Raw genomic sequence first — 17,815 nt, forward strand, 5'->3', positions numbered from 1 at the left:
CGGGCCGTTGAAACAAAAAAGAGCAGCGGATGCTGCTCTTTTTTGTTCAGGCCCCCAGCCTTCAGGCCCCTTCGCCCAGGGGCTCGCTGTCCACCTGCTGCGCCTGCAGCGACTGCGGCGCCAGCGGGCCGCCGCTGATGCTGCCGCCCTGCAGGGAGTAGTGCTGGATCAGGCCCAGCAGTTCCTCGTCCGAGTAGGGCTTGCCCAGGTAGTGGTTGGCGCCCAGCTGGCGCGCCATCTCGCGGTGCTTCTGGGCAATGCGCGAGGTGATCATGACCACGGGCAGGTCGCGCAGGGCCTCGTCGGCGCGGATGTTGCGCAGCAGGTCGAAGCCGTCCATGCGCGGCATCTCGATGTCGGACAGCACCAGGGTCGGCCGCTCCTCGGCCAGGCGCTCCATGGCCTGCAGGCCGTCGGCCGCCAGGGCCACGCGGTAGCCTTCGCGCTGCAGCAGGCGCTGGGTGACGCGGCGCACGGTGATGGAGTCGTCCACCACCAGCACCAGCGGCACCGAGGCCGGCCCTGCGCTGGCCAGCACGGCTTCGCCGTCGCCCTGGCCTGCGGCACGCTCGGCCTCTTCGGTCCGGGCGCGCACCTCGTCGCCATAGACGTTGGCCAGCGCCACGGGGTTGTAGATCTGCACCACGGCGCCCGAGGCCAGCACCGACATGCCGGTCAGGCCGGGCAGGCGGGCCAGCTGGGGGCCGAGGTTCTTGATCACCACTTCCTGGTTGCCCAGCACTTCGTCCACGTGCAGCGCAATGCGCTGCGCCGCGCTGCGCAGGATGACCACGGGGCGGGTACGGCCCACGGTTTCCTCGCTGCGCAGCGAGGACTGCCACAGCGCGCCGGCCCAGTAGAAAGGCAGGGTCTCGCTGCCGTCTTCGAAGCTGTGGCTTGCATAGGCCTGCTGCAGCAGCTCCAGCGGCGCGCGGCGCACGATTTCCACCAGGCTGGCGGGCACGCCGACCAGCAACTGGCCCGCGCGCAGCATGACCACCTGGGTGACGGCGGTCGTCAGCGGCAGCACGAGGCGGAAGGCACTGCCCCGGCCCGCCTCGCTGTGGGTTTCGATGCGGCCGCCCAGCGCGTTGACTTCGGAGCGCACCACGTCCATGCCGATGCCGCGCCCGGCCACGCCGGTCACCTCGGTGGCCGTGGTGAAGCCGGGCTCGAAGATCAGGCGGCCGGCGTCCTGCTCCGTCAGCGTCTGGTCCTCGGGCCACAGGCCCTGGGCCACGGCCTTGTCGCGGATGCGCTGCAGGTTCAGGCCGGCGCCATCGTCCTCCACCGACAGCGCCACGTCGTTGCGCTCCTGGCTCAGGATGATTTCAATGGTGCCCATGGCGGGCTTGCCTGCGACGGCACGCTGCTCGGGCGACTCGATGCCGTGGGCCACGCAGTTGCGCAGCAAGTGCTCGAAGGCCGGCATCATGCGGTCCAGCATGCCCCGGTCCATTTCAATGGTGCCGCCCAGGATGTTCAGCCGCACCTGCTTGCCCATCTCCTTGGAGGTCTGGCGGACCACGGCGTACAGGCGCTCGGCCAGGGAGTCGAACTCCACCATGCGCGTGCGCAGCAGGTCGCGCTGCAACTCGCGGGCCTGGCGGCCCTGAGCGACCAGGTCGTCCTCGGCGCCGGCCATGTCGCGCTGCAGGTTGCGCTGCACGGTGGCCACGTCGTTGACCGACTCGGCCATCATGCGGGTGAGTTCCTGCACGCGCGTGAAGCGGTCGAACTCCAGCGGGTCGAAGCCCACGGCCGAGTCCTTGGACAGGGCCAGGCGCGACTGCATCTGGCTCTCGGCCTGGACCTCGATGTCGCGCAGCTGCATGCGCAGGCGCTCCAGGTTGCCGGCCAGCTCATCCAGCGAGCCACGTGCCTGGGCCAGGCGCGCATCGACACGCGAGCGCGCAATCAGCACCTCGCCGGCCTGGCTGATCAGGCGGTCCAGCAGCTGGGCGCGCACGCGCACCGTCTGCTGGGCACCGGCGCGCAGCGGCGCAGTGACAGGCGCTGGCACAGGGGCAGCGGCCGCCGGTGATCCAGCCGCTGCCGATGCGTCGGAGGCCGCAGCCGCTGCGGGCTCGTCGAGGGAGATTTCATCGCCCAGGTCCAGCGGCGCTTCCTGCGCCTGCTCACCGGCCACGCGCAGCACGTCGAAGCCGGCCTGCAGTGCGTCGAAGCTGCCCAGCAAGGGCTCGATCTGCTCGGCGGTCGGAGATTCGCCATCGACCCGCTCCACGGCAGATTCAAGGCGGTGGGCCATCTCGCCCAGGCGCATGGCGCCCGCCAGCCGGGCACTGCCCTTGAGCGTGTGCAGGGCGCGCAGGGTTTCGTGGCGCGCCTCGTCCAGCGAGGGCCGGCCATGCCAGCGGCGCAGCGCGGCGCCCAGGCGGGGCAGCAGCTCGATGGCCTCTTCCTCGAAGATGGGGAACAGGTCGGGATCGACCTCGTCCAGCGCATCGATGTCATCGTCCAGGTCGCTGCCCACGGCCACGGCATGGGCGATGGCCTCGTCGATGCGGCGCTGCAGCTCGGCTTCGTGGCGCGCATCGTTGACCAGGGGGCGCATGGAGTAGGCCAGGGGCGCCACCGACGGTGTCTGCGCCTGGGCACCGGCGTCGAGCACGGCGTCCGTGCCATCGCTGGCGTCCTGAGGCTCCAGCTGGTCCAGTTGGTCCAATTGGTCCAGCTGCTCCAGCGCGTCCAGGCGGCTGTCCGGCGCGTCTGCGGCCTCGATGTCCAGCGCCAGCAGCGCCTGCAGGGCTTCTTCCACGCCCGGCTGGGGCGTCTTGAGGAAACCGGCGGCGAACTGGTGCAGCAGGCGCTGCACTTCGTCGGAGGCCGCCACGCAGGCGGCAACCTGGTCGGGCGTGCCACAGCGCTGCGGCTGCAGATGGGTCAGCGTATGTTCCAGCAGGCGCGCCAGGTCCGACAAGGCCTTGAAGCCCACGGTGGCCGAGCTTCCGGCCAGCGAATGCGCAAAGGCGACGGCGTCGTCGGGCACGGGCTCGCCGGGCTCGGTCGCCCATTGCTGCAGCGTCAGGTCCAGGCGGCGCGACCATTCGTCGGCCTCGTTGAGGTAGACGTTGTACAGCGGCGCGCTGATGCGCAGGCCATCCACGACCTTGAAGCCATCGGCGTCGATGCCGGACAGATCCTCGTCGCCGGACTCTTCGGCCTGCGGGGTTTCTGCCTCGGGCACCTCGGGCGCCGTGACCGGCTCGACTGCGTCGGATGCTTCAACCGCTTCTGGCGCTTCAACCGCTTCAACCGCCTCAACCGTTTCTGGCACCGCGATCATCTCGATCGCTTCGGCGGGTGCCGCTGCCGGGGTCAGGCCCAGATCCAGGTCCAGCCCCTCGAAGGGCGCCAGGGGCACGGCGGCTTGCGGTGCTTCAGTTTCAGTTTCAGTTCCAGCTTCGGCCTCGATGGCTTCGGCTTCGATGGCGGCGGCCTCGGGCAGCGCGGGCGGGTCGCCCGCGACGACGGCCAGGGCCTCCTGCTCGCTGTCGCGCATGGCGGCTTCGAAGGCCGCAAAGTCCAGTTCCTCGACGGCGTCGGTGGCCAGTTCGGCAGGCGCCTCGGGGGCTTGCGGCGTCAGTGTCTCCAGCGACTCCTGAGGCGCGGCGGCCGAAGGCTGGGGGTCCGGCTCCAGCAGGTCGAAGTCCAGCGCAAAGTCCAGCTCGCCAGAGGTCTGGACGGGCTGGGCGGGCGTGGCCTGCTCGAGCACATCCAGGTGTTCTGCCTGCGGCTCCTGGGCCACGGGCGCGAATTCCTCGATTGCGGCGGGTGCGGGCTCGAGTTCGGGTTCGGGCTGTGCGAGGGGCTCGGCACGCGGTGTGCGCGGCACCAGGGCCACGTCGGCGCGCAGGCCTTCCAGGCGCATGGCATCGGCCGCAGCGCGGAAAGGCGTGGCGTGCCAGGCGTCGGCCTGGTGGCGCTCTATGGCCGAGGCCCAGGCGCCAAAGGCGCGCAGCGCATCGCTGGCCAGCTCCTGCATGGGCTGGGGCATGGCCTTTTGCTCGGCCAGCCAGGCGTTGAGCATCTGCTCCATGGCCCAGCCGGCTTCGCCGAATTCATCCAGGCCCACCATGCGCGAACTGCCCTTGAGCGTATGGAAGGCGCGGCGCAGCGTGGTCTGCTCGCTGAGGTTGCCCGGCTCGTCGGCCAGGGCGCGCAGGGCCTGCAGGCCGTTGTCCACCACCTCGCGGGCCTCTTCCAGGAAGATGCCCAGCAGTTCGTCGTCCGAGTCTTCTTCCGAGACCGACAGGCCGGCCGGCGGGGGCACGGGCTCGGACACGGATGCAGAGACGAATTCAGAGACGGTTTCAGGCGCGGATTCGGCTGCGGGCTCTGGCTCGGCCAGGGACTGGTCCAGCTGGAAGACCGGCTCGGCCGGCGCTTCAAGGGCCTTGGCGAATTGCGCCAGTTCCGCGGCATCGGCCAGCGCGTCCTGCTCGGCGGCCGCGGGCTGCGCCAGCGGCTCGGTCGCGATGTCCACGGGAGCCGGGGGCGGCGGGGGCGGCGTGGAGGGCGCGGCAAATTGCGGCTCGGCGATGGCGTCCTGCGGCACGGGCAGCGGCTGGGCCACGGCAACGGCTTCGCGCTGCGGCGGCACGGCGGCGGTATCCAGGGCGGGCAGTTGCTCGGGCGCCTTGCCCGCATCATCGGCCCGGTGGCCGCGACGGCCCATGAGGATGCGCAGGCCGCCTTCGGCCTCGTCATAGACGAAGAGCTTGCGCGCCATGCTGCGCTGGTAGCTCAGCATGTCGATCAGAAAGCCCATGGCGCCCAGGCTGTTGCCCAGTTTCTCGAACACCTGGGGACGTTCTGCGTCGTCGATCTCACCCAGCACCAGCCGTTCCACGGTCTCGCGCATGCGCTGCATGGCCTGCGTGGCCTGGTCCAGGCCCAGCACGGACAGCACGCCGCGCATCTGGGCCATCTGGCCCGAGACGGGTGCCAGCACGGTGGCATCGGCAGGATTGCGGAAATACTGGTCCAGGTGCCGCTCGGCCTCGGCCAGCGTGGCACGCAGCTCGCCCACGACCGAGCCCATGGTCTGGTGGTCGCTGGCCTGGCGGTACAGCTCCTCCATCCAGGGCTCCAGCGGACGCGCGGGCGCGCCCTGCAGGGATTCCTCCAGGCGCTGGACCAGGTTGGCGGACTGCTCGGCCAGTTCCTCGTCGCCCATGTCCATGGTGGCAAAGGCCGCCTGCAGGTAGAGCACGGAGGTGGCCACTTCCATGGCCAGTTCGGCCGGTGGCGGCTCGCCGATGCGGGCCACGGTTTCGGCCACCTTGATCAGCATGCGCGCCAGGCCATGGCTGGCCGGGTGCAGCTTGACCAGGGATTCGGCCACCTGGGCGAACTGGTCCACCACGGTCTTGGTGCGGGCACGGTCGCCGCCGGCCAGGGCGGACCAGGTATCGGCTGCCGTGGTGATGCGCTTGCGCGCCTGCACCAGCACCGCCGGGTCGTAGCGGCCAAAGCGTGTCTGCTGGTAGTCCACCTGGGGCTGGGCCTGCATGCCGTAGGCCTGGCGCACCGCCTGCAGGGCGGCGCCAGCCTGCTCGGCAGGGCGGGCCTGGGCGCAGAAGAACAGCAGGTCCTGCAGCAGCCGCGCAGGCGGCGTGCGGTCGCCCTTGGCCATGGCCGCGTACTGCATGAGCACGCGCGAGGCCATGCGCTTGACGTACAGGTCGACCACGATCATCCCGCGCGACTGCGCGTCGAAGAAGCCGGCCGCCACCTTCCAGAAGCTGCGCGCGGTGACATCCTCGGTCTGGCCCACGGCAAAGCGCAGGCACAGGTCGCGCATCTGGGCGGCGGCCTCGCGGTCGTCGCTCTTGACCATGCGCAGCACCACGCCGTCGAGCAGGGCCCGGGCATCGGGGCCGTAGGCCAGCGGCTCGGGCTGGCGCGCCCACTCGGGCTCGCGCGCGCGGCGCTCGGCAGGCCACAGGTCGGCAGGGTGCACCTTGTCGTTGCCGGCCAGCGCCTGGGTGTCGCGGTATTGGGGAAACAGGGCCACGGCCGAGACGGTCTTGCCGGCCAGCACGGTTTCCAGGTATTCGATGAGCGCGAAGCTGGCGCGCTCCAGCGTGGCGGCAGCCTGGTCGGTGCACAGCTCGGGGCGCTGCACGAAGCGCTGCACGGCGCTTTCCATGCCGCGCAGCACCAGGGCCGGAGAGCCCAGGCCCACCATTTCGAGGGCGCCGCAGGCCTGGTGCAGTTGCTGGCGGGCGATGCGCAGGGCCGAGGTGTCAAGCTCCTCAAGGTCCGAGGCGCGCGCCGCATCGGCATCGCGCACGAAACGGGCCACCGCCTTGCTCGCCCCTTCCAGCGACTTGCGCAGCTCATCGAGCACCCAGGCCAGCGGGCCCAGGTCCTGTTCGGTGTGCGCGGCCTGCGCCGCGCCCGTTTGCGATTCGTCAACCACTGACATGGACAGTTCCCCAAGCCCCTAGGGCCTGTGCATAGCTATGTTGGACCGGGTCAGGCAATCTTGAAACGCGCCACCGACTGGCGCAGTTCCTCGGCCATGTGCGAGAGTTCGCGCACCTGCTGTGCCGTGGTGCGCGTACCTTCGCCCGTCTGCTCGGTCACCGCGAAAATGTGCTGGATGTTCTCGGCCACGTCGTTGGCCAGAACGGCTTCGCGCGAGGTGGACGAGGAGATCAGCTCGATCAGCTCGGCCAGATGGCGCGACACGGAGTCGATCTCGGTCAGCGCGGTGCCGGCGGAGTCGGACAGGCGGGCCCCCTCGACCACACCCTGGGTGGAGCGCTCCATGGCGGCCACGGCATCCTGGGTGTCGGTCTGAATCGCCTTCACCAGCGCCGCGATCTGGCGCGTCGCGTCGGCCGAGCGTTCGGCCAGGCGCTGCACTTCTTCGGCCACCACCGAGAAGCCGCGACCGGCTTCACCGGCCGATGCGGCCTGGATGGCGGCGTTCAGCGCCAGCACGTTGGTCTGCTCGGTAATGTCTGAAATCAGCTCGGTGATTTCGCCGATCTCCTGCGAGGATTCGCCCAGCCGCTTGATGCGCTTGGAGGTTTCCTGGATCTGGTCGCGGATGGAGTTCATGCCGCCGATGGCGTTCTGCACGGCCTTCAGGCCCAGGTCCGCAGCTTCCAGCGACTGGCGCGCCACCTGGGCAGATTCCTGCGCCTGGGTGGAGACCTCGTTGATGCGGCCGGCCATGTCCAGCACGGAGCGGCCGGTTTCGCGGATCTCGCGCAGCTGTTCGGTCGATGCGGCCAGCAGCTCGGTGGAGTTGGCATCCACCTCGGCCGTGGTCTGCGCCACGCGCGTTGCCGTGTTCTGCACGCTGCCCACCAGGGCGCGCAACTCTTCCACCGTGTAGTTCACCGAGTCGGCGATGGCGCCGGTGATGTCCTCGGTCACGGTCGCTTCCTGCGTCAGATCGCCCTCGGCCACCGACTGCAACTCGTTCATCAAACGCAAAATGGCGGCCTGGTTGGCGTCGTTGATGCGCTTGGCTTCATGCTCCTGCACGCGCGACTCTTCCTGGCGGCGTTCGGCAGCTTCCTGGCGCAGGCGGCTGTCGAGCAGCTGCACGCGGGACAGGCCCACGCCGCACAGCAGCACCAGCACGGTGGCCAGAGCCAGCAGGCCCATGGGCAGCGAGCCGATGCCGGCGCCGCTTTGCAGCTTGGTCTGCAGGTCTTCCAGCTGGCGGCGCAGCGGTTCGCTGTCGGCGTTGATGGCGGTCTGTGCCTCGCGGGCGGAGACCAGGCCCTGCAGGTTGCCCAGAATGGCGCTGGCCTCGGTGCGGGTCTCTTCGTAGAGCTTGATCAGTGCCTCGATCTGCTCGCGGGTCTGGGCGTCGCGCGTGGGGGGCAGGCGCAGTTCGCTGCTGCCGCCCAGCAGGCTTTCGGAGATTTCCTTGAACGAGTTCAAGTCCTTGCCCAGCAGGAACACGGCCTCGGGGCTCACGCCTTCGGCGGTCTGGAATTCGTTGGCCGACTTGCCGATACGCTGGGTCAACATCACCAGCTGGCCTGCGGCCGAGATCTCGGCGGGGCTGGCGCCCTGCTGCAGCTTGAGCGAGGAGATGGTTTCGGCGATCTCCAGCAGGTCCGAGGACTGGCGGTTGATGGTGCGCAGCGCGTCGCCGACCTGGGTCAGGATCTGCTTTTGCTCCATCACCACCTTGGCGCTTTGCTCGGCGCGCTCCATCAGCGGCATGATCTGGCCCAGCTCGTCGGCGTAGGCGCCGCCCAGCGGGCGCACGCCCATGGAGTCATCGCCCGAGGTGAGGGCGCGCACGTTGCGTGCCAGCACGCCCGCACTGTCTTGCACGTCCGCAAACGAAGGTGCCGCGCCGGTCAGCGCCTGCGACACCGACTTGGCAAGGCGCTGCGACTGCATCAGGGCCTGGCCGGTGGCGGCCAGCTGCTGTGCCGAGCCGTCCGCCTGGCGCAGAGCCCATGCCGCCGCCAGCACCAGGGCCAGCACGGAAACGCCCAGCAGCGTGGACAGCGTGCGCTGGTGGCGCGCGGCAGGCGCGCGGCCCAGCAGCGGCAGGACCACCGTTTCCTGGTCCAGGACTGCGCCGGCGTCGCCCGGCATGGCGTCGGGCGCGCCCTGCACGGTCATGGACGCATCGAGTGCGTACATATCCTGGGAGACGGTGTCTCCGAGCATGCTGTTGTCCGCGCCCGAGCCGGAGTCGGCCGGCTTGCGTTGGAAGCGATTTGCAAGACGTTGCAAGAATGACATGGGACGACCTTCAGAAACTCAGGCGCGAATGCTCAGAAACTCGGAGGTTTGGGACAGGCGCTGCAATTGCAGCTCCTGCCAGCGGTGGCCCGCTTCATCGATATGCACGGGGCCGAAAAAGGCGGGGGATTGCTCGGGCGCGGGCTCGGTGCGCACAAAGGCGTCGGCGCTGCGCAGGCCCTGCAGGCGGTCCACCAGCAGGGAGGCGTTCACCTCCAGCGCGGCATTGAAGGCCAGCAGGCTGGACTCGGCCAGCGCCGGTTCGCTGCGCGCCACGCCATGGCCCAGCAGGCTGGCCAGGTCGATCACCCCGGCCAGGGTGCCGCGCAGGTTGGCAATGCCCAGGAACCAGGGCTTTGTATAGGGCACGGGCTGTACGCCGGCCCAGGGAAAGATCTCGCCGGACTGGCCCAGCGGCATCAGGTAGTTGCGCCCGCCGGCCTGGACGGCCAGCCAGGCCGCCACCTTGACGCCTTCGCTGCGTGCGGCCTGGAGACGGCCGGCCAGACGGGATTGCAGATCGCGCAGTGCTTCACGGTTCGCCATGGCCAGCGCACCGCGTCAGTTCAGCGCCGCGATCTTGGCCTGCAGCTCGCCTGCATCCACCGGCTTGGTGATGTAGTCACGCGCGCCCTGGCGCATGCCCCAGACCCGGTCGGTTTCCTGGTTCTTGCTGGTGCACATGATGATGGGCAGGTCCGCGTACAGCGGGTCGCGCGTGATGGCGCGCGTGAGCTGAAAGCCGTTCTGGCCGGGCATGACCACGTCCATCAGGATCAGGTCGGGCCGGTCTTCGGCCAGGCTGCGCAGGGCTTCCTCGCCGTTCTCGGCCGTACGTACCTGCAGTCCCTGCTTTTGCAGCATGTCGGACAGAAACATCAGTTCGGTCTTGGAATCGTCCACGACCAGGACTTTGCGGATGGGCATCAAAGTGCTCCTATGGTTTGCTTGCCGAACTGCTCCACGGCCTGCAGCAGCTGGTCTTTGGTGAAGGGTTTCGTGAGGTAGTCCTGGCAGCCCACCATGCGCCCGCGCGCCTTGTCGAATACGCCGTCCTTGGACGAGAGCATGACCACGGGCGTATCGGAGAAGCGCGCGTTGCGCTTGATGATGGCGCAGGTCTGGTAGCCGTCCAGCTTGGGCATGAGGATGTCGCAGAAGATCAGCTGGGGCTGATAGTCGTTGACTTTGGACAGTGCGTCGAAGCCGTCGTCGGCCAGGAGCACTTCGTGCCCGCCCTGTTTGAGGAAGATTTCTGCGCTGCGGCGGATGGTATTGCTGTCATCCACCACGAGTACGCGCAAGGGTGCGCCCGATGTCGTCACTGAGAAACCTCCCGGAAATGTATGAGTCGGCGCGGGTGGTCCCGCGCTCAGATTTCGACCATCTCAAAGTCTTCTTTACGTGCACCGCATTCGGGACAGGTCCAATTCATGGGCACGTCATCCCAACGCGTCTGGGGTGCGATGCCATGCTCGGGGCAGCCTTGCGCCTCGTCATAGATCCACCCGCAGATCAAGCACATCCAAGTTTTAGGGTCGGTCACAGCTTAAAGGGCCTTCACATAGAATGCAACGATTGTATCTAGTCATAACCACCCGCCACGGCCTTCGCTGGCGGGGCGCAAACTGGGCTGAGCCATGGCATTGAACCCCTCCAACTCCCCCAGTCCCGACACCGAATTGGTGGACGAAACCGCTCCCGTATGCGTGCTGGTCTTCAACGCCAGCGACCCCAGCGGAGCAGGTGGCCTGTCGGCCGACATCGCCACCATCGCCTCGGTCGGCGGTCATCCGCTGCCCGTGGTCACGGGTGCCTACGCACGCGATTCGGCCAAGATCTTCGAGCATTTTCCCTTTGACGACGAGGCCGTGGCCGAGCAGGCGCGCGCCGTGCTGGAGGACATACCCGTGTCCGCCATCAAGGTCGGCTTCGTGGGCAGCCCGGGCAACCTGGCGGCGATCGCCGAGATAGCTTCCGACTATCCCGACATCCCCATCGTCTGCTACATGCCGGACCTGTCGTGGTGGGAGGAAGACCCGCTCGACCAGTACATGGACGCCCTCAAGGAGCTTGTGCTGCCGCAAACCTCGGTGTTGGTTGGAAGCCACAGTACGCTGTGCCGCTGGCTGCTGCCCGACTGGAGCAACAGCCGCAGCCCCACGGCGCGCGACATCGCCATGGCGGCCGAGGCCCTGGAAGTGCCCTACGTGCTGGTCACCGGCATCCCCCTGCCCGACCAGTTCGTGGACAACGTGCTGGCCACGGCGCAGTCCGTGCTGGGCAACAGCAAGTACGAGATGTTCGACGCCACGTTCACCGGCTCGGGCGACACCCTGTCGGCCGCGCTGGCGGCCCTGGTGGCCAGCGGCAACGACCTGGGGCTGGCCACGCAGGAGGCGCTGGAGTACCTGGACCGCAGCCTGGACAGCGGCTTTCGCCCCGGCATGGGCCACTTCATCCCGGACCGCATGTTCTGGGCCCAGCCCGAACCCGAGGACGAAGACGCCGAGGCCACCGAGCCGCTCACCGAGCTTGACGCCGACACCCAGGCCATCGAAGGCTTCGTGATGCCGCCCCATGACACCAAGCATTGAGGCAGGCCACCCCCTGAGCGGCCGGCACAGGCCCTTGCTTGGCACCTCTGGCTTGTTCCCCGCACATGGCAGACTCCTGCACTATGACCACTGACCTGAATATTCCCCTGTTCGAACGCGCCAAGGCCGTGATCCCCGGCGGCGTGAATTCACCCGTGCGCGCCTTCAACGCCGTGGGCGGCACGCCGCGCTTCGTGCGCCGTGCGCAGGGCGCGCATTTCTGGGACGAGAACGCCCAGCAGTTCACCGACTACATCGGCTCCTGGGGTCCGATGATCCTGGGCCACGGCCACCCCGAGGTGATGGCCGCCGTGCAGGCCGCCGCGCTGGAAGGCTTCTCCTTCGGCGCGCCCACGGAGCGCGAGGTCGTGCTGGCCGAGAAGATCCTCTCGCTCATGCCCTCCATGGACATGGTGCGCATGGTCAGCTCGGGCACCGAGGCCGGCATGAGCGCGCTGCGCCTGGCGCGCGGCTTCACGGGCCGCAACAAGATCATCAAGTTCAACGGCTGCTACCACGGCCATGCCGACGCGCTGCTGGTCAAGGCCGGCTCGGGCCTGGCGACCTTTGGCGCCTCCTCCTCTGCCGGCGTGCCGCAGGACGTGGTCAAGGACACCGTGGTGCTGGAATACAACGACGTGGGCCAGCTCGAGGAGGCCTTCGCCCAGTTCGGCGACCAGATCGCCTGCGTGATCATGGAGCCCATTGCCGGCAACATGAACTTCGTGCGCGCCAGCGTGCCCTTCACGCGCCGCATCCGCGAACTCACGCGCGAGCATGGCGCGCTGATGGTCTACGACGAGGTGATGACCGGCTTTCGCGTGGCCCTGGGCAGCGCCCAGAGCCTGTACGCCCAGCAGATCGAAGGCTTTGCGCCCGACATCACCGTGCTGGGCAAGGTCATCGGCGGCGGCATGCCCATGGCGGCCTTCGGCGCGCGCCGCGAGATCATGGAAAAGCTCTCGCCCCTGGGCCCGGTCTACCAGGCCGGCACCCTGTCGGGCAACCCCATTGCCACGGCCTGCGGCCTCAAGACGCTGGAGCTGATCAGCGAGCCGGGCTTCCACGACGCCCTGCACGCGAAGACCGGCCGCCTGATGGCCGGCTTCAAGGCCGAAGCCGACGCCGCTGGCGTGCCCTTCAGCGTGGACCACCAGGGCGGCCTGTTCGGCTTCTACCTGCTGCCCGAGCTGCCCAGCACCTGGACCGAGGTCATGAAGACCGATGGCGCACGCTTCAACCGCTTCTTCCACGGCATGCTGGAGCGCGGCCACTACTTCGCGCCCGCCCTGTACGAGGCCGGCTTCGTGAGCGCCGCGCACACGGACGCGGACATCGACAAAACCATCGAAGCCGCGCGCGAAGTGTTCAAGACGCTCTGATATCCGCAGATATCTTCCCTTGCACGCCAACGCCACCAACGCCGTGATCCGGCGCTGGCGTGCAGGTCACATCACTCGTCGTCGCCCTGGTCCACGAACTCCACCAGCTCCGGCAGCATCTCCAGCTGCTGGATAGCGTCCTTGAGCCGCAAGCCGAAGCGTGATTCCGGCCGCCCGAAGGCGCCCTGCGCCAGCCGCAGCGCCGCCGTTGCCTTGACCCATTCCACCTCGAAGGCATAGCGGTCCGCGTGCTGCTGGACACTCATGCGCTTGATGTGTTCCAGCGCCAGCTCCACGACGCAGTCCACATCGATTTCACTGTCGTCCCTGTCGGGATCGTCGGTCATCAGCTCGATCAACTGCTGCAGCGTGCTGTGCACCAGGCCCAGCGAAGCATGCATGGCCTGCTGCCAGGTGGGAAGAAGGGGTGGTTGGGGAGAGTTCGCCTGTACGGCGGTGAGAGGGTGCATGTCTTGGCTCCTACTTGCGCGCACGAACGCGCCAGCCCCAGAAATCTGGGTACAACAGAACCCCACTTTTCGCTGGGGGTCACAAACGCTGTTGAAAAGATGCTTCGACACACCGGGCCTTTCGGCCTCCCGCAAGTGTAGTAGCTGGATGTTTTCAAAACCAGGCCGAGCGCAGCGACGGCCCGCCCCCACTCCCCGTATGTCAGCGCCTGCGTCGGGCCGCCTGCGGGGTTGCAGTCCTGCCGAAGGACAGGACTGCTTCGTCAACTGACTCGCCGCAGTTGTTTGAACGGAGCGCGCAGCGCGCAGTGAGTTCTGCGGCGAACCCCGCAGGCGGCCCGACGCAGGTTGCCCGCAGCGAAGCGGAGGGTCGCGGACATTCGGGTCGCCTTCTTTGGCCACCTTTCTTGGCGGTCAAGAAAGGTGGTCGGCCGCCGGGCCGAAACCCGGCCTCGAAAAACAACCACCCGGCAGGGTCAAAAACGAAACCCCAGCCCTTACCGAGCGAAGGCGGAAAACGCCCCCCGCGCCCGCTCCACCTCACCCCTCACCACACACCCCAAAGCATGGTCATTGACCAACCCCATGGCCTGCATGAACGAGTAGACAGTCGTAGGCCCCACGAACTTCCACCCGAGCTTCTTCAGCTCCTTGGACAGCGCCCGAGACTCAGCCGTCTCGGACACGGGCCCGTCACCGGTCACAGGTGCAGGCGCATGGCGCCAGAAGAAGGCCGACAGCGAGCCTTGCGCCTCCACCATCTCCAGCGCCCGCTGCGCGTTGTTGATCACGGCCTCGATCTTGCCGCGATGCCGCACGATGCCCGCATCGCCCAGCAGCCGCAGCACGTCGTCTTCGGTGAAGCGCGCGACCTGGTGGAAGTCGAAGCCCGCAAAGGCCGCGCGGAAGTTCTCGCGCTTGTTGAGGATGGTCAGCCAGCTCAGGCCGGACTGGAAGCCTTCAAGGCTGAGCTTCTCGAACAGGCGCCGGTCGTCGGTGACGGGAAAGCCCCATTCACGGTCGTGGTAGGCCAGGTAGCCGTCCGTGGCGGCGCACCAGTGGCAGCGCGGCCGGCCGTCAGGGGCGGTGAACAGGCGGGACATGGTCAGGATTTCCCGGGCTCGGGAGAGGGGAGGGACAGCAGCCAGGCTGCCATCTGCAGGGATTGCGCCGTATCGAGGTGCGGGTGGCGCGGCATGATGGCGCGGCCCCATTCGCCGGCCCCGCCCTCGCGGATCTTGCGCGCCAGGTAGTCGGCGGCATCTTCGCGGGCCCGGTAGCGCTCGGCGATCTGCTGGAAGGACGGGCCCACGTAGTGGCGCACCAGGCCGTGGCAGCGCAGGCAGTCATTGCCCTCGACCAGGGCCTTGCCGGCAAGCAGCCGGGGGCCTGCATCTGTACCTGCACCTGCATTTGGATCTGCAGCTGCCGTCGCGGCAGCTGCCGGCAGGCCAGCAGCAGGTGCAACGGGCGCAACAGCCGGCCCGCGCATGATGCGCCAGCCGATGTTGAAGACACCCAGAGCCACCAGCAGCATGAAGACCACGAGCGCCCAGCCCAGCCAGCGGGGCCGGTGGGGGGCGTCGTCGCCTTCGTCGTCTGCGTCAGGAGGCAGTTGGCCGGCCATCAGTGGCGGAAGTGGCGCACGCCGGTGAAGACCATGGCGACGCCGCGCTCGTTGGCGGCGTCAATGACTTCCTGGTCGCGCATGGAGCCGCCGGGCTGGGCCACGCAGGTGGCGCCTGCGTCAACAACCACGTCCAGGCCGTCGCGGAAGGGGAAGAAGGCATCGCTGGCCACGACCGTGCCCTGCAGGCTCATCTTGGCGGCCTCGGCCTTGATGGAGGCGATGCGTGCCGAGTCCAGGCGGCTCATCTGGCCTGCGCCCACGCCCATGGTCATGCCGTTCTTGCAGAACACGATGGCATTGCTCTTGACGTACTTGGCGACCTTCCAGGCGAACAGCAGGTCCTGCAGTTCTTCGGGGGTAGGCTGCTTGACGGTGACGACCTTGAGGTCGGCCAGGGCCAGCTCATGGTTGTCGGCGGTCTGCAGCAGCAGGCCCGAGCCGACGCGCTTGGCGTCCATGGCGTTGCGGCCCTGGTCCCAGGCGCGCTCGCCGCCGGCCGGCAGGGCGATCTTCATGAGGCGCACATTGACCTTGGGCTTGAAGATTTCCAGCGCCTCGGCCGTGAAGTCGGGGGCCATCAGCACCTCGACGAATTGCTTGACCACGGCCTCGGCCGCTGCCTTGTCCACCGTGCGGTTGAAGGCGATGATGCCGCCGAAGGCGCTGGTGGGGTCGGTCTGGAAGGCCTTGGCATAGGCTTCGTGCGCGTCCTTGCCCACGGCCACGCCGCAGGGGTTGGCGTGCTTGACGATCACGCAGGCAGGCTGCTCGAAGCTCTTGACGCATTCCCAGGCGGCGTCGGCGTCGGCGATGTTGTTGTACGACAGCTCCTTGCCCTGCAGCTGCTCGCCCGTGACCAGGGAGCCGGGAGCCGGATACAGGTCGCGGTACAGGGCGGCCTGCTGGTGGCTGTTTTCACCGTAGCGCAGGTCCTGCACCTTGGTGAAGTGGCCGTTGCTCTGGCCGGGGAAGGGGCTGCGCTCGGGCACGTAGGTTTCGGACAGCTTCTCGTCCTCGAACTTCACGCTGGACAGGTAGTCGCTGATGGCGCCGTCGTACTGGGCGATGCGGTTGAAGGCGGCCACGGACAGCGCAAAGCGCAGCTTGTCGGACAGCTTTCCGTTGGCCTTGAGTTCACCCAGCACGGCCTCGTACTGGCCGGCGTCGGTGATCACGCCCACGTCGGCCCAGTTCTTGGCGGCAGAGCGCACCATGGCCGGGCCGCCGATGTCGATGTTCTCGATGGCGTCGGCCAGCGTGCAGCCGGCCTTGGCCACGGTGGCCTCGAAGGGGTAGAGGTTCACCACCAGCAGGTCGATGGTGTCGATGCCGTGCTCCTTGAGGGCCGCCATGTGGGCGGGCAGCTCGCGGCGCGCCAGCAGGCCGCCGTGGACCTTGGGGTGCAGGGTCTTGACGCGGCCGTCCAGCATTTCGGGGAACTGGGTGACTTCGGCCACCTCGGTCACGGGCAGGCCGGCCTCGGCCAGCAGCTTGGCGGTGCCGCCGGTGGACAGCAGCTTGATGCCCAGGGCGTGCAGGCCTTGGGCGAATTCGACGATACCGGTCTTGTCAGAGACGGAAAGCAGGGCGTTCATGGGCGTCAGTGCAGGGAGTTTGAAGAAATGGAGATTCGTGCCGCTCAGAGCATGTCGTGCTCGAGCAGCTTCTTGCGCAGCGTGTTGCGGTTCAGGCCCAGCCAGTCGGCAGCGCGGGACTGGTTGTTGTCGGCCTGGGTCATCACCACTTCCAGCAGCGGCTTTTCGACCAGGTGGATCAGCATGTCGTACATGCCGTTGGGCTTTTCGCCGTCGAGATCGCGGAAATACCCCTCCAGGCTTTCACGCACGCATTGTTCGATGTTCTGGTTGCTCATACTGTCATTCCTGCGGGCTCTCCGAATTCGGCGCTTGTGGCGCCGGCATCGATGGCGGCCGGTATCCGGTCCATCTGTGCGCCCAGGGCGTCCAGATAGTCGGCCACGGCCTGCCATTGCACCGCGCAGTCCTCGATGGTGTTGATGTGTTGTCTGAATGCTTCACCGCCCGGCAGGCTGCGCAGGTACCAGGCGATGTGCTTGCGCGCGCTGCGCACGCCGGTGCCCTCGCCGTACAGGCTGTAGTGGTCCTGCAGGTGGTCCAGCAGCAGCCGGCGCAGCTCGGCCACCAGCGGCGGGGCCATGTGCTCGCCCGTGGCCATGAAGTGCGCGATCTCGCGGAAGATCCACGGTCGGCCCTGGGCCGCGCGGCCGATCATCACGGCATCGGCGCCCGTGTAGGCGAGCACGTCGCGCGCCTTCTCGGGGCTGGTGATGTCGCCATTGGCCACCACGGGCACGCGCACCGCCGCCTTGACGGCAGCGATGGTGTCGTACTCGGCAAAGCCCTTGTAACCCTGCTCGCGCGTGCGGCCGTGCACGGTGAGCATCTGTATGCCCACCTCCTCGAAGCGGCGGGCCAGCACCACGGCGTTCCTGTGCGCGTCGCACCAGCCGGTGCGCATCTTCAGCGTGACGGGCACGCCGTGAGGGGCGCAGGCCTCGACCACAGCCTGGGCAATCTCCACGGCCAGGGCCTCGTTCTGCATCAGGGCCGAGCCGGCCCACTTGTTGCAGACCTTCTTGGCCGGGCAGCCCATGTTGATGTCGATGATCTGGGCGCCGCGGTCCAGGTTGTAGCGCGCGGCCTCGGCCATCATCTCGGCGTCCGTGCCCGCGATCTGCACCGCGATGGGGCCGGGCTCGCCTTCATGGTTGGCGCGGCGCGAGGTCTTGAGGCTGTTCCACAGGTCCTTGCGCGATGTCACCATCTCGCTGACCGCGTAGCCCGCGCCCAGGGCCTTGCACAGCTGGCGGAACGGCCGATCCGTCACCCCGGCCATGGGGGCGACGAACAGGCGATTGGCCAGGGCATGGGGGCCTATGGACAGGGGTGGGGAGGACATCGGAAAAGCCGGGAAAAACGCGCGCGCCGAGCACAAAACGGG

Annotated in this window: 14 protein-coding genes; 2 read left to right on the top strand and 12 right to left on the bottom strand. The window is 68.1% G+C overall.

All coding sequences use genetic code 11. The annotated features are described in order from the left end of the window. Positions 1-61: 61 nt before the first annotated feature. The 6 genes from IB269_RS10975 to IB269_RS11000 are packed head-to-tail and all read right to left on the bottom strand — an operon-like array spanning position 62 to position 10,279. Positions 62-6,454: an Hpt domain-containing protein gene (locus tag IB269_RS10975; protein WP_192367161.1), complete on the bottom strand. Its 6,393-nt coding sequence runs from the start codon at positions 6,452-6,454 to the stop codon at positions 62-64. 50 nt (positions 6,455-6,504) lie between these two features. Further along, complete coding sequence (locus IB269_RS10980; RefSeq protein ID WP_012203504.1) at positions 6,505-8,754, bottom strand: methyl-accepting chemotaxis protein; 2,250 nt, start codon at positions 8,752-8,754, stop codon at positions 6,505-6,507. An 18-nt stretch (positions 8,755-8,772) separates the two neighbouring features. Then, positions 8,773-9,300 (bottom strand): chemotaxis protein CheW, encoded by a 528-nt coding sequence (locus tag IB269_RS10985; protein WP_012203503.1) that lies wholly within the window; start codon positions 9,298-9,300, stop codon positions 8,773-8,775. A gap of 15 nt (positions 9,301-9,315) precedes the next feature. Next, positions 9,316-9,681, bottom strand: coding sequence for a response regulator (locus IB269_RS10990; RefSeq protein WP_013804030.1), 366 nt, complete (start codon positions 9,679-9,681; stop codon positions 9,316-9,318). Then, positions 9,681-10,079, bottom strand: coding sequence for a response regulator (locus tag IB269_RS10995; RefSeq protein WP_012203501.1), 399 nt, complete (start codon positions 10,077-10,079; stop codon positions 9,681-9,683). Before IB269_RS10995 ends, IB269_RS10990 begins: the two co-directional genes overlap by 1 nt. Positions 10,080-10,126: 47 nt before the next feature. After that, on the bottom strand, positions 10,127-10,279 hold the full coding sequence (locus IB269_RS11000) for a rubredoxin (RefSeq protein WP_013804031.1): 153 nt from the start codon (positions 10,277-10,279) through the stop codon (positions 10,127-10,129). A 115-nt stretch (positions 10,280-10,394) separates the two neighbouring features. Here IB269_RS11000 and thiD point away from each other — a divergent pair, with 115 nt between their 5' ends. Both thiD and hemL read left to right on the top strand, forming a co-directional pair. Next, positions 10,395-11,351: a bifunctional hydroxymethylpyrimidine kinase/phosphomethylpyrimidine kinase gene (gene thiD / locus IB269_RS11005; RefSeq protein ID WP_141830131.1), complete on the top strand. Its 957-nt coding sequence runs from the start codon at positions 10,395-10,397 to the stop codon at positions 11,349-11,351. Between the two features lie 65 nt (positions 11,352-11,416). Then, the gene (gene hemL, locus IB269_RS11010; protein ID WP_373681038.1) at positions 11,417-12,733 is read left to right on the top strand and encodes a glutamate-1-semialdehyde 2,1-aminomutase; all 1,317 of its coding nucleotides are present in this window, start codon (positions 11,417-11,419) and stop codon (positions 12,731-12,733) included. A 71-nt stretch (positions 12,734-12,804) separates the two neighbouring features. Here hemL and IB269_RS11015 read toward each other — a convergent pair whose 3' ends face one another. The 6 genes from IB269_RS11015 to dusB form a co-directional block, all read right to left on the bottom strand. Then, on the bottom strand, positions 12,805-13,203 hold the full coding sequence (locus tag IB269_RS11015) for a hypothetical protein (RefSeq protein ID WP_043824200.1): 399 nt from the start codon (positions 13,201-13,203) through the stop codon (positions 12,805-12,807). Positions 13,204-13,700: 497 nt separating this feature from the next. Beyond that, entirely contained in the window at positions 13,701-14,306 is a 606-nt protein-coding gene (locus IB269_RS11020; RefSeq protein ID WP_192367162.1) for a DNA-3-methyladenine glycosylase I, read from the bottom strand. A gap of 2 nt (positions 14,307-14,308) precedes the next feature. Further along, positions 14,309-14,830 carry a c-type cytochrome gene (locus IB269_RS11025; RefSeq protein WP_192367163.1) on the bottom strand — a complete coding sequence of 174 codons (522 nt, stop codon included), beginning with the start codon at positions 14,828-14,830 and terminating at the stop codon, positions 14,309-14,311. Then, entirely contained in the window at positions 14,830-16,428 is a 1,599-nt protein-coding gene (gene purH, locus IB269_RS11030) for a bifunctional phosphoribosylaminoimidazolecarboxamide formyltransferase/IMP cyclohydrolase (RefSeq protein ID WP_192367164.1), read from the bottom strand. Before purH ends, IB269_RS11025 begins: the two co-directional genes overlap by 1 nt. A gap of 44 nt (positions 16,429-16,472) precedes the next feature. Beyond that, the gene (locus IB269_RS11035; protein WP_013804037.1) at positions 16,473-16,706 is read right to left on the bottom strand and encodes a Fis family transcriptional regulator; all 234 of its coding nucleotides are present in this window, start codon (positions 16,704-16,706) and stop codon (positions 16,473-16,475) included. Continuing rightward, positions 16,703-17,773: a tRNA dihydrouridine synthase DusB gene (gene dusB, locus IB269_RS11040; protein WP_013804038.1), complete on the bottom strand. Its 1,071-nt coding sequence runs from the start codon at positions 17,771-17,773 to the stop codon at positions 16,703-16,705. The genes IB269_RS11035 and dusB overlap by 4 nt, the downstream gene beginning before the upstream one ends. Positions 17,774-17,815: the final 42 nt, after the last annotated feature.

The sequence above is a fragment of the Delftia sp. DLF01 genome (genome assembly GCF_014852125.1).
In the GTDB taxonomy this organism is placed as follows: Bacteria; Pseudomonadota; Gammaproteobacteria; order Burkholderiales; family Burkholderiaceae_C; genus Comamonas; species Comamonas acidovorans.

Bases quoted from the DNA above. Each gene is read 5' to 3' on its own strand.
- thiD (WP_141830131.1), top strand. From the start codon at position 10,395: ATGGCATTGAACCCCTCCAACTCCCCCAGTCCCGACACCGAATTGGTG.
- IB269_RS11015 (WP_043824200.1), bottom strand. From the start codon at position 13,203: ATGCACCCTCTCACCGCCGTACAGGCGAACTCTCCCCAACCACCCCTT.
- IB269_RS11000 (WP_013804031.1), bottom strand. From the start codon at position 10,279: ATGTGCTTGATCTGCGGGTGGATCTATGACGAGGCGCAAGGCTGCCCC.
- purH (WP_192367164.1), bottom strand. From the start codon at position 16,428: ATGAACGCCCTGCTTTCCGTCTCTGACAAGACCGGTATCGTCGAATTC.
- dusB (WP_013804038.1), bottom strand. From the start codon at position 17,773: ATGTCCTCCCCACCCCTGTCCATAGGCCCCCATGCCCTGGCCAATCGC.
- IB269_RS10990 (WP_013804030.1), bottom strand. From the start codon at position 9,681: ATGCCCATCCGCAAAGTCCTGGTCGTGGACGATTCCAAGACCGAACTG.
- IB269_RS10980 (WP_012203504.1), bottom strand. From the start codon at position 8,754: ATGTCATTCTTGCAACGTCTTGCAAATCGCTTCCAACGCAAGCCGGCC.
- IB269_RS11035 (WP_013804037.1), bottom strand. From the start codon at position 16,706: ATGAGCAACCAGAACATCGAACAATGCGTGCGTGAAAGCCTGGAGGGG.
- IB269_RS11025 (WP_192367163.1), bottom strand. From the start codon at position 14,830: ATGGCCGGCCAACTGCCTCCTGACGCAGACGACGAAGGCGACGACGCC.
- IB269_RS10985 (WP_012203503.1), bottom strand. From the start codon at position 9,300: ATGGCGAACCGTGAAGCACTGCGCGATCTGCAATCCCGTCTGGCCGGC.
- IB269_RS11020 (WP_192367162.1), bottom strand. From the start codon at position 14,306: ATGTCCCGCCTGTTCACCGCCCCTGACGGCCGGCCGCGCTGCCACTGG.
- IB269_RS10975 (WP_192367161.1), bottom strand. From the start codon at position 6,454: ATGTCAGTGGTTGACGAATCGCAAACGGGCGCGGCGCAGGCCGCGCAC.
- hemL (WP_373681038.1), top strand. From the start codon at position 11,417: ATGGCAGACTCCTGCACTATGACCACTGACCTGAATATTCCCCTGTTC.